The 12,114-nt window shown below is 69.8% G+C and carries 5 protein-coding genes; 3 read left to right on the top strand and 2 right to left on the bottom strand.

The window, feature by feature from the left end:
* Positions 1–772: 772 nt before the first annotated feature.
* Entirely contained in the window at positions 773–2,950 is a 2,178-nt protein-coding gene (locus tag DKM19_RS52175; protein ID WP_239513747.1) for a hypothetical protein, read from the bottom strand.
* A gap of 1,085 nt (positions 2,951–4,035) precedes the next feature.
* On the bottom strand, positions 4,036–5,031 hold the full coding sequence (locus DKM19_RS35110) for a LacI family DNA-binding transcriptional regulator (RefSeq protein WP_110701749.1): 996 nt from the start codon (positions 5,029–5,031) through the stop codon (positions 4,036–4,038).
* Positions 5,032–5,633: 602 nt separating this feature from the next.
* Between DKM19_RS35110 and DKM19_RS35105 the strand changes: the two genes are divergently transcribed.
* The 3 genes from DKM19_RS35105 to DKM19_RS35095 all read left to right on the top strand — a co-directional run bounded on the left by DKM19_RS35105 (position 5,634) and on the right by DKM19_RS35095 (position 12,072).
* A complete protein-coding gene (locus DKM19_RS35105; RefSeq protein WP_110701747.1) occupies positions 5,634–7,409 on the top strand; it encodes a discoidin domain-containing protein in 1,776 nt (591 codons plus the stop codon).
* Between the two features lie 222 nt (positions 7,410–7,631).
* Entirely contained in the window at positions 7,632–10,475 is a 2,844-nt protein-coding gene (locus DKM19_RS35100; protein WP_110701745.1) for a PQQ-dependent sugar dehydrogenase, read from the top strand.
* A complete protein-coding gene (locus DKM19_RS35095) occupies positions 10,468–12,072 on the top strand; it encodes a ThuA domain-containing protein (protein WP_204358376.1) in 1,605 nt (534 codons plus the stop codon). The genes DKM19_RS35100 and DKM19_RS35095 overlap by 8 nt, the downstream gene beginning before the upstream one ends.
* Positions 12,073–12,114: the final 42 nt, after the last annotated feature.

Genomic DNA, 12,114 nt, shown 5'->3' with positions numbered 1-12,114 from the left:
CCGGGATGCGAGCCGGCATTCCGGCGTGCGAACCGGAGATGAGGGCCCGTGCGAGAGCGCCCTCTGGGCGCGGTTACGCATGGTCAAACTCGTCGAATCAGGATAACAACGCGCGGTAATGCTCATTCTTATCGAATGGGCGTACTAAATCTGGACGGTCGGGTGAGATCGTATCGGTGCAGTTCTCGCGAATCCGGTGATGTAACCCGTACCGGCGAGCGGCTTCCGGACAAGCGAAGAGGTGCGGGCCGGTGATGGTCCCGCACCTCTTCGTACTTCTTGCCTTACCTATCGGTTACCTGTCTTACTCGACTGTGCCTACCGGTTTCCGACCTTGGCTAACACATAACGGAGCACGGTGTGCTGGCCTGAAGGATCCAGCCGGTTGGGCAAGGTGCCTGAAAGGCGGTTGGGCATGCTGTCTGAGCATTGACCGGAACGGAGGCAACGGCGTTCCCGGGAGTCCCGGGGGGCCCTTGAGGTCCTTCGGGTCCTTGCGGACCGATCGGTCCTTGCGGGCCGACCGGACCCTGAGGTCCTACGGGGCCTGCCGGTCCGGTGGGTCCTTCCGGTCCGGTGGCACCATCGGCACCTGCCGGGCCTACGGCGCCGTCAGCGCCTGCGGGTCCTGCCGGGCCTTCAGAGCCAGCCGGTCCTTCGGCGCCATCGGCGCCTGCCGGTCCTACCGGGCCTGCGGGTCCTTCGGGTCCTGCTGGGCCTTCGGGCCCCGTGGCACCGTCGGCGCCGGGAGCGCCATCAGCACCCGCCGGGCCTACGGCGCCGTCGGCGCCTGGGGTTCCGGGCTCTCCCGGGTCTCCCTTGTCTCCCTTAGGCCCTTGAGGTCCTGCCGGTCCCTCGGGTCCTGCCGGTCCCTCGGGGCCGGGTGCGCCGTCAGCGCCGTCAGCGCCTGCGGGGCCTGCCGGTCCCTCGGGTCCTGCCGGTCCTTCGGGGCCAGTGGCGCCGTCAGCGCCTGCCGGGCCTGCGGGTCCTTCGGGTCCTGCCGGGCCGTCGGCGCCGGGTGCGCCATCGGCGCCGTCAGCGCCTGCGGGGCCTGTCGCTCCTTCGGGGCCTGTCGCTCCTTCGGGTCCTGTCGCTCCTTCGGGTCCTGTGGGGCCTTCGGGTCCTGCCGGTCCCTCAGGACCAGCCGGGCCTGCCGGTCCTTCGGCGCCGTCAACGCCTGCGGGGCCTTCGGGTCCTGCCGGTCCCTCGGGACCGGGTGCACCGTCGGCACCAGGTGCGCCGTCGGTGCCGTCAGCGCCTGCGGGTCCTGCCGGTCCTTCAGGGCCAGTCGGGCCTTCGGGGCCGGGAGCACCGTCAGCGCCTGCGGGGCCTTCGGGTCCGGGTGCGCCGTCGGCGCCGGGAGCGCCATCAGCGCCCGCCGGTCCTTCGGGTCCTGCCGGTCCTTCGGGTCCGGGAGCACCGTCGGCGCCGGGTGCGCCATCAGCGCCCGCCGGTCCTTCGGGTCCTGCCGGTCCTTCGGGACCGGGAGCACCGTCGGCACCAGGTGCGCCGTCGGTGCCGTCAGCGCCTGCGGGTCCTGCCGGTCCTTCAGGGCCAGTCGGGCCTTCGGGGCCGGGAGCACCGTCAGCGCCTGCGGGGCCTTCGGGTCCGGGTGCGCCGTCGGCGCCGGGTGCGCCATCAGCGCCCGCCGGTCCTTCGGGTCCTGCCGGTCCTTCGGGTCCGGGTGCGCCGTCGGCGCCGGGTGCGCCATCAGCGCCCGCCGGTCCTTCGGGTCCTGCCGGTCCTTCGGGTCCGGGAGCACCGTCAGCGCCGGGTGCACCGTCGGTGCCGTCAGCGCCTGCGGGTCCTGCCGGGCCTTCAGGTCCGGGTGCGCCATCAGCGCCTGCGGGGCCTTCGGGTCCTGCCGGTCCTTCGGGGCCAGGTGCGCCGTCAGCGCCTGCCGGGCCTTCGGGTCCGGGTGCACCGTCGGCACCAGGTGCGCCGTCGGTGCCGTCAGCGCCTGCGGGTCCTGCCGGTCCTTCAGGGCCAGTCGGGCCTTCGGGGCCGGGAGCACCGTCAGCGCCTGCGGGGCCTTCGGGTCCGGGTGCGCCGTCGGCGCCGGGAGCGCCATCAGCGCCTGCCGGTCCTTCAGGTCCTGCCGGTCCTTCGGGTCCGGGTGCGCCGTCGGCGCCGGGTGCACCGTCGGTGCCGTCAGCGCCTGCGGGTCCTGCCGGGCCTTCAGGTCCGGGTGCACCATCGGCGCCGGGTGCGCCGTCAGCGCCTGCCGGGCCTTCGGGTCCTGCCGGGCCCTCGGGACCGGGTGCGCCGTCAGCGCCGGGAGCGCCGTCAGCGCCCGCTGGTCCTTCAGGTCCTGCCGGTCCCTCGGGTCCTGCCGGTCCCTCGGGTCCTGCCGGTCCCTCGGGTCCTGCCGGGCCCTCGGGTCCGGGTGCACCATCGGCGCCGGGTGCGCCGTCGGCGCCTGCCGGTCCTTCAGGTCCTGCCGGGCCTTCGGGTCCTGCCGGGCCCTCGGGTCCGGGTGCACCATCGGCGCCGGGTGCGCCGTCGGCGCCTGCCGGGCCTTCGGGTCCTGCCGGGCCCTCAGGTCCGGGTGCACCGTCGGCACCGGGAGCGCCGTCAGCGCCTGCCGGGCCTTCAGGTCCCGCCGGGCCCTCAGGTCCGGGAGCACCGTCAGCGCCCGCGGGGCCTTCGGGGCCAGTGGCGCCGTCAGCGCCTGCCGGGCCTGCGGGGCCTTCGGGTCCTGCCGGTCCCTCGGGACCGGGTGCACCGTCGGCACCGGGAGCGCCGTCAGCGCCCGCCGGTCCTTCGGGGCCGGGTGCACCGTCGGCGCCTGCGGGGCCTTCGGGTCCTGCCGGTCCCTCGGGTCCGGGTGCGCCGTCGGCACCGGGTGCGCCATCAGCGCCCGCCGGGCCTTCGGGGCCGGGTGCACCGTCGGCGCCTGCGGGTCCTTCAGGGCCAGCCGGGCCCTCGGGACCGGGTGCACCGTCGGCACCGGGAGCGCCGTCAGCGCCTGGGGTGCCGGGCTCTCCCTGGTCGCCCTTGTCGCCCTTAGGTCCTTGAGGTCCTTCGGGTCCTGCCGGGCCCTCAGGTCCCGCTGGGCCTTCGGGTCCGGGTGCGCCGTCGGCGCCTGCGGGTCCTTCGGGGCCCTCAGGGCCTATCGGGCCCCTGGCTCCCTTGGGTCCCGCAGGTCCTGCCGGCCCTTGAAGTCCGGGAGTTCCTGGCGCGCCGGGGGCACCTGGTGCTCCCGGCGCTCCCGGTGCGCCCGGAGCGCCTGCCGGTCCTGCCGGTCCCGGAGGACCTGCGGGACCCTGAGTACCTTCCGGAATCCGGCAAAGGAAGGCAGGAAGACCCAACCACTGGCACAGCGGGATATAGCCCGGTCCTTGTGTCGGGCAAGCCTGCAATGCCGTTATGACAATCCTTGTAACCCCTGAAGTATCTCCAGTCGGATCCTTCTTGGGCGGAGGACAGAGGCCTGCGGGAATCGTAGAAGGCTCGGGTGCGAAAGAGAGGCTGACTGGCTGGCCGGCGATGAAGTTGCCCGTTTGATGGCGGGTAGGCGCCTGGGCCGTTAACCAGTTAGCGGCAGTTGCGGATGCTGGGGAGTGAAGAAGAACGGCCCCGGCGAGCGCGCCGCTCGCCAGGGTCCGTTTCATAAATTTAGCCACGTGCACTCTCTCTCCCGGTACCCTAAGATAAAACGCTTGGCGCGTATTCTTGGGTTGGTATAAAGCGTCCGAAAGAAATGTTTCACGAACTTGGCTGAAATGCTTGGTGGAGGATGCGCGTTTCTTTGCCGTCACCAATTGAAATCACTGCATAAAAGCCAATAATTCCATTGAGTGAATTAATCGGACTAAGAGGATTATATTCCCGTAACACGGGCGGTGTTCCTATTTCTCCTCGCGGCTGGAGAGGCTCCACCTCAACGTGGGCCGCTCTTCTTCGGTCGCGATCGGGACCACCGCACACGGACGTCCTTCTGCCGATCCGGACGTGCGGGCGTTCGGATCGATCGTGATCGGATGAAGGTCTCGATGCCGTCCGGGCACGCGCCGCAGGCCGAAGTCGAAGCCGTCAGCTGGAATCCCTGACGATGAGCTCGGTGGGAAGAACCACCGAGGACATGGGCCTGTTCTCCAGGAGGCCGAGCAGCAGGCGTGCCGAGGCGACGGCCTGGTCGCCCATGGGGCTGCGGACCGTGGTGAGCGGTGGGTCGGTGTAGAGGGCGGCCTCGATGTCGTCGTAGCCGACCACGGCCACATCGTCGGGAACCCGGCGGCCCGCCCGGCGCAGTGCCCGCAGGGCGCCGATGGCCATCAGGTCGTTGGCGGCGAATACGGCGTCCAGTGCGGGGTCGTCGTCGAGCAACTGGAACATGGCCTCGGCTCCGGAGATCCGGGTGAAGTCGCCGATGGCCACGATCGAGCGACGGCCGGTTTCGCGCAGGGTCTCCCGGTAGGCGCCGAGCCGGTCCTGGGCGGCGGACATGTCCAGCGGCCCGGAGATCATGGCGATCCGGCGGCGGCCCCGGTCGAGCAGGTGCCGTACGGCCAGGGCGGCCCCGCCGATGTTGTCGTTGTCGACCCAGGGCACGTTCACCGATACCGCGGGCCTGCCGTGGGAAACGATCGGCACGCCCGTGGCGGCCAGGGCCGCGGGCAGTGGGTCGGCGCCGTGCATCGACATGAGCATGACCCCGTCCACATGACCGGCCGCCACGAACTGCCGTACCCGCAGGCGGCTGTCGGACGTGCCCGCGAGCATGAGCGCGACCTGTTTGCCCGCCGTCTCGAACTCGCGGCTGGCGGCACGGACGACCGTGGAGAACATCGGATCGTCGGAGACGAGCCCGGCGGGCGGATCGGAGACGATCACCGCGATGGAGTCGGTGCGCTGGGTCACCAGGCTGCGGGCGGCCGGGTTGGGCATGTAGTCCAGCTCGTTCACGGCCCGCATCACCAGGGCGCGGATGTCGGGCCCGACGGTGGTCTCGCCGTTCACCACGCGGGAGACCGTCGACTTGGACACGCCGGCCCGGGTGGCGACCGCCTCCAGGGTGGGGCGTCTCATCGGGCTCTCCCGCCGTCCGTACCGCCGGACGATTTCGGGGTGGCGGAACGCGTTGTCCCGTGGCAGGTCGATCGTGAGGAGAGACGGTCGCGGCGGTGGAGATTCGCCCGCCGCCCAGGTGACCTGCCGAACGACCGTTCGGGTGGATGGTCCTGACCGCGGGGTGGACGCGACCGCCTTCCGGGGCGTCGTCGAAGGCGGCGCAGCGTGCTCACCGTACCCTTTCTTGAAGTCTAACTTGAAGTCTAAAAATAGATCATGAAGAGAGCGCTCCCTCCAAAAGGGTGATTGGGGTTGGCCTTCCTGTCAATGTTCTGCCAGTCGATGATCTTTGCGCGTGGTCCAGTGGCCGGGTACTGGGAAGAAAACGTTCCCTCGCGCTGACCTGAGTAGGCACAGCTCACGGCATTATGTTTCGTTACAAAAGGATCTTCAGGGAACGCTCCCTCAGCCGCACGGTTGGTCGCCATATCCCGTGATGCCTGTTTCCGGCATGTTAATTGGGCCCTTGACAGGTTCTGTCGGACGAGAGCAATCTCTCGTTGAGAGAGCGCTCCCCGACTCGTCATCGATACGGCACCCCCCACTCCCGAGGAGACGCGATGCCCTCGTCCCGAAGTCCCGGACGCCAGCGCCTGGCGCTGTTCGTCGCCGCGGCGGTCACCCTGATCACATCCTGTCTGGTGGTCGTGCCCGCGATGGCCGCCGCTCCCGTCCTGCTGTCCCAGGGCAAGCCTGCGACGGCGTCGTCCTCGGAGGTGGCGGCCTTCCCCGCTTCCTCCGCCGTCGACGGCAATCTCGGCACGCGCTGGTCCAGCGCGTTCAGCGATCCGCAGTGGATCCAGGTCGATCTCGGAGCGACCGCGAGCATCACACAGGTGGTGCTGAACTGGGAGAGCGCATACGGCAAGGCCTTCCAGGTGCAGACCTCCCCGAACGCGACCACCTGGACCTCGATCTACTCCACCACGACCAGCACGGGTGGCACGCAGACCCTGAACGTGACCGGCTCGGGCCGGTACGTACGGGTGTACGGCACCCAGCGCTCCAGCCAGTGGGGTTACTCGCTGTGGGAGTTCCAGGTCTTCGGCACGGTCGGCACCACCCCGCCGGACCCCACACCCACGCCCACTCCGACCGTGAACCCCCCCGACCCCGGTGGGGACAAGCTGCTGTCCTACGGCAAGCCCGGTTCGGCCTCGACGTCCCAGAGTGACCAGAACTGCGGGAACTGCATCCCGGCCAGGGCGTTCGACCGCGACCCCGCCACCCGCTGGGCGACGAGCTCCACCACCGGCTGGGTGGACCCGGGCTGGATCTCCGTCGACCTCGGCGCTACCGCGCAGATCAAGAAGGTCGTGCTGCAGTGGGATCCCGCCTATGCCAGGGCCTTCCAGATCCAGGTCTCACCGGACGGGAACGCCTGGACCCCGATCTACTCCACGACCACCGGAACCGGCTTCAAGCAGACCCTGAACGTCACCGGTTCGGGTCGTTACGTGCGCATGTACGGCACGCAGCGGGCCACGGCGTACGGCTACTCGCTGTGGGAGTTCCAGGTCTGGGGCACCGGCGGCGCCCCCATCACACCTCCGCCGCTGCCGCCCGACCCGGCCGTCCCGCCGAGGCTCGTGTGGAGTGACGAGTTCAACGGCGCCTCGGGCACCAAGCCCGACGCGGCCAAGTGGAGGCCCGAGACCGGACCGGGCGTCAACAACGAGCTGCAGTACTACACCAACAACGACAACGCCAGCATGGACGGCGCCGGCAGCCTCGTCATGGAGGCACGCAGGCAGGTCACCGCGGGCTCGGCCTGCCCGCGCGACCCGATCAGTGGCAGCACCGTCTGCCAGTACACCTCGTCGAGGCTCAACACCTACGGCAAGTTCACCTTCACCTACGGCAGGGTCGAGGCCCGGATCAAGCCGTCGGGCACCAAGGGCCTCTGGCCGGCCTTCTGGATGCTCGGCGCCGACTTCTTCGACCAGAACCGCCCCTGGCCCTACGTGGGCGAGATCGACATCATGGAGCACGTCGGCAAGGAACCGCACAACGTGTACTCCACCCTCCATGCTCCGGCCTACTTCGGAGGGGCAGGGTTCGGCAAGTCGTACACGATTCCCGGCAACTTCAACGACGCCTTCCACGTGTTCGCCGTGGACTGGAACAGCAAGGGCATGAGGTTCACCGTCGACGGCAACCTCATCCACGAGGTCAACCGCGAGACGCTGGAGACCACCGTCGGACCGTGGGTCTTCGACCACCCGTTCTTCATCATCCTGAACAACGCGGTCGGCGGTGACTGGCCGGGTCCGCCCGACGCCACCACGGTCCTCCCGCAGAGGATGCTCGTCGACTACGTCCGCGTCTACCAGTAACCGACCACGAGGAATCCGGTACGGCCACGGCCGTACCGGATTCCCTCGCCTGCGGCCGGTCGCGGGATCCCTTCCCCGCCCGCGGCCGGCACCGTACCCGACCACCGCCCCGCAGACCTCTTTCCCGCCTGCTCACGCGAGCGTGAGCGGCACATCTAGAGCCGAGATCCACCTCCACCCCCCGGAGGGAAGATGCGTTTCCCGCATCCCCGTTTTTCCACCATGCCGACGGCTTTCCAACGGACACGGCCGCCCGTCGCCGCGTTCGTGGCGATGCTGCTGGCACTGGCCGCGATCCTTTATCCGCTCCCCGCGTCGGCCGCCCCTCCCGTCGATCCCACCAAGTTCCAGCAGGTCACGCTCGCCAAGGGCGTCGCCGAGGTGGGCGAGCCCATGACGATGGCAGTGCTGCCGGACCGCTCGGTCCTGCACACCGCCCGCGACGGCACAGTCCGGATCACCGACGCCGCCGGGAACACCAAGGTGTCGGGCAAGCTCTCCGTCTACTTCAACGACGAGGAGGGCATGCAGGGCGTCGGCGTCGATCCCGGCTTCGCCTCCAACAGGTTCATCTACCTCTACTACGCGCCGCCGCTGTCCACCCCGCCGAACGGGGCCCCGCTCGACGGCACCGCCGCGGACTTCGCCCGTTACGACGGCTTCAACCGGCTGTCGCGCTTCAGGCTGAACACCGACGGCACGCTCGACCTCGCGAGCGAGAAGACCGTCCTCGACGTGAAGACCAGCCGCGGTTTCTGCTGCCACGTCGGCGGTGACATCGACTTCGACGCCGCCGGGAACCTCTACCTGACCACCGGCGACGACAGCGAGCCCGGTTTCAACGACGGCTACGCGCCCCTTGACGACCGCGCCACCCGCAACCCCGCGCTCGACGCGCAGCGAGGCGCCGCCAACACCAACGACCTGCGGGGCAAGGTGCTCCGGATCAAGGTCAACGCCGACGGCTCCTACTCCATCCCGGCCGGCAACATGTTCCCGCAGGGCACGGCGAACACCCGTCCCGAGATCTACGCGATGGGCTTCCGCAACCCCTTCCGGATGAGCGTCGACAAGGCCACCGGCGTGGTCTACCTCGGTGACTACGGCCCCGACGCCGGCGCGGCCGGTCCTCGCGGGCCCGGCGGCCAGGTCGAGTTCGACCGGATAACCGGGCCGGGCTTCTACGGATGGCCGTACTGCACCGGGAACAACACGCCCGCCGAGACCTACGCCCGCTACAACTACGCCACCGGGGCGATCGGCGCGAAGTATGACTGCGCGGGCGGGCCGGAGAACACCTCGCGTAACAACACCGGCCAGGTCAAACTGCCCCCGGCCAAGGCCGCCTGGATCACCTATGACGGCTGCGGGCTGCCGGAGTTCGGCTGTGGCGCCGAGTCGCCGATGGGCGGCGTGGTCTACCGCTACGACGCCGCGCTGAACTCGCCGATCAAGTTCCCGCAGGCGCTCAACGGCCACTTCCTCGCCGGCGAACTGCAACGCCAGTGGATCAAGGACATCGAGGTCAACGCGGACGGCAGCCGCGGCACCATCCAGCCCTTCCCCTGGTCGGGCAAGCTGGTGATGGACATGGCCTTCGGCCCGGACGGCGCCCTCTACGTGCTCGACTACGGCACCGGCTGGTTCAACGGAAACCAGGACTCGGCCCTGTACCGCATCGAGTCCATCGGAACGGGCGGACGGGCGCCCCTCGCGAAGGCGGCGGCGGACAAGGTCTCCGGGAAGGCGCCGCTGACCGTGGCGTTCTCCTCCGCGGGCAGCTCCGATCCCGACGGCGACGCGCTCACCTACTCGTGGGCGTTCGGCGACGGCGGCACCTCGACCGCGGCCAACCCCACTCACGTCTACACCACCGACGGCAGGCGCACGGTCACGCTGACGGTGCGGGACAGCACCGGCCTGACCGCCACGGCCAACGTCGAGATCAACGTCGGCAACACCGCGCCCACCGTGAGCATCCAGCTTCCGGTCAACGGCCAGGTGTTCTCCTTCGGGGACGCCGTGCCGTACCGGATCACGGTCACCGACCCCGAGGACACCGCGATCGACTGCTCGCGGGTGAAGATGACCTACATCCTCGGCCATGACACCCACGGTCACCCGCTCGTGACGGCCAACGGCTGCTCGGGCACGATCCAGACACCCCTCAACGGCGAACACGACGGGGCGGCCAACCTGTTCGGCGTCTGGGACGCCGAGTACACCGACGCCGGAGGCCTCACCACCCACGCCCAGAACGTCACCCAGCCGAAGAACCGGCAGGCCGAGCACTACACCACCTCCCAGGGCGTCGTCCAGTACGACAAGCCCACCGCGCACGGAGCCAAGACCGTCGGCAGCATCGAGAACGGCGACTGGATCGAGTTCGACCCCTACGTTCTCGCCGGCGTCTCCGGGATCACCGCCCGCGTCTCCTCCGGGGGAGTCGGCGGGACCATCCAGGTCAGAGCCGGATCACCGACCGGGACGCTGCTGGGCACCGCGACCGTTGCGCCCACGGGCGGCTGGGAGACCTTCACCGACGTGAGCGCCACGCTGTCGGGCGCACCGGCCGGCACCACGAAGCTGTACCTGGTCTTCGCCGGTGCGGCGGGCTCGCTGTTCGACATAGACGACTTCACCCTGACCGCCGGGTCCGGTCCGCCGCCCACGGGTGCCGTGCTGTTGTCGTCGGGTCGGCCGGTGACGGCTTCCTCGACGGAGAACGCGGGGTTCCCGCCGTCGGCGGTGGTGGACGGAAATGCCGGGACGCGCTGGTCGTCGGCGTTCGCCGATCCGCAGTGGATCTCGGTTGACCTGGGTTCGACGAAGTCGGTCACCCGGGTGCGGTTGCAGTGGGAGGCGGCCTACGGCAGGGCGTATCGGATCGAGACCTCCACCAACAACACCACCTGGACCGCGGCCTCTTCCACGACCGCCGGCGACGGCGGCATAGATGACATCACCATCCCCGCGACCAATGCCCGTTATGTGCGGGTGTACGGCACACAGCGTGCCACGGCGTACGGCTACTCCCTCTGGGAACTGGAGGTCTACGGTGCGTAAACTCATCGTCTTCTTCACCGCTCTGATCGCGGTGGTGATCGGGTTCGGAATGCCCGTCACCGCAATGGCCGCCGATCCGGCCTACAAGGTGCTCGTCTTCTCCAAGACCGCCGGATTCCGGCACGACGCCATTCCCGCGGGCATCACCGCGCTGCGGGAACTGGGAACGGCGAACAACTTCACCGTTGACGCCACCGAGGACGCCGCCGCCTTCACCACGGCCAACCTGGCCGGGTACAGGGCGGTGGTCTTCCTGATGACCACCGGGGACGTGCTCAACGCCGCCCAGCAGACGGCGATGGAGTCCTACATGGCCGCCGGCGGCGGTTACGTCGGCGTCCACGCGGCTGCCGACACCGAGTACGACTGGCCGTACTACGGCGGCCTCGTCGGCGCCTACTTCTCCTCCCACCCCGCGATCCAGCAGGTCACGGTACGGGTCGAGGACGCCGTTCACCCCTCGACGGCCCACCTGCCCAGGGCCTGGGTGCGCACCGACGAGCTGTACAACTACCGCACGAACCCCCGCTCCACGGCTCACGTGCTGGCCACGCTCGACGAGTCGACCTACTCCGGTGGAACGATGGGAGCCGATCACCCGATCGCCTGGTGCAAGCCGTACCAGGGCGGCCGGACGTGGTACACCGGGCTCGGTCACACCGCCGCGTCCTACACCGAGCCGAACTTCCGGGCGCACCTGCTCGGCGGGGTCCGCTACGCGGCCGGGGTCGTCGCCGCCGACTGCGGGACGGTCACACAGCCGCCGGCCACGGGCACGGTGGAGGCCGAGAGCTTCACCTCCCAGTTCGGCGTTCAGGTGGTCGACAAGGCCCCCGCGCACGGCGGCAGGGCGGTCGGCTACATCGACAACGGTGACTGGCTGGGATTCTCGTCCGTGGCCTCGGCCGGGGCGACGGGCTTCTCCGCGCGAGTCGCCTCGGCGGGCGCGGGCGGCACGATCGAGGTGCGCGCGGGCTCGGCGACGGGCACGCTGCTGGGCTCGGTGCCGGTGACGCCCACGGGCGGCTGGGAGACCTTCCAGACTGTCACGACCACGCTGGCGGGCACGGGTACCGGCCCGCTGTTCCTGAAGTTCACCGGGGGAGCGGGCTCCCTGTTCGACATAGACGACTTCACCGTCACCCGAGGATCGACGCCCCCCACCCCCACCCCCACCCCCACGCCCACTCCGACGCCGCCCACGGGTGCCGTGCTGCTGTCGTCGGGTCGGCCGGTGACGGCTTCCTCGACGGAGAACGCGGGGTTCCCGCCGTCGGCGGTGGTGGACGGAAATGCCGGGACGCGCTGGTCGTCGGCGTTCGCCGATCCGCAGTGGATCTCGGTTGACCTGGGTTCGACGAAGTCGGTCACCCGGGTGCGGTTGCAGTGGGAGGCGGCCTACGGCAGGGCGTATCGGATCGAGACCTCCACCAACAACACCACCTGGACCGCGGCCTCTTCCACGACCGCCAGTGACGGCGGGACAGACGACATCACCATCCCCGCGACCAATGCCCGTTACGTGCGGGTGTACGGCACACAGCGCGCCACGGCGTACGGCTACTCCCTCTGGGAGCTGGAGGTCTACGGTTCGTAGCCGCCGCGGTGATCACCGGGTTTCACCGGTCACGAGACATCG

This window comes from Streptosporangium sp. 'caverna' (assembly GCF_003203775.1).
Taxonomy (GTDB): Bacteria; Actinomycetota; Actinomycetes; order Streptosporangiales; family Streptosporangiaceae; genus Streptosporangium; species Streptosporangium subroseum.
The sequence above is the reverse complement of the archived record's forward strand: the minus strand, read 5'-3'. Positions and strand labels throughout refer to the sequence as shown.

Bases quoted from the DNA above. Each gene is read 5' to 3' on its own strand.
- DKM19_RS35110 (WP_110701749.1), bottom strand. From the start codon at position 5,031: ATGAGACGCCCCACCCTGGAGGCGGTCGCCACCCGGGCCGGCGTGTCC.
- DKM19_RS35105 (WP_110701747.1), top strand. From the start codon at position 5,634: ATGCCCTCGTCCCGAAGTCCCGGACGCCAGCGCCTGGCGCTGTTCGTC.
- DKM19_RS35100 (WP_110701745.1), top strand. From the start codon at position 7,632: ATGCCGACGGCTTTCCAACGGACACGGCCGCCCGTCGCCGCGTTCGTG.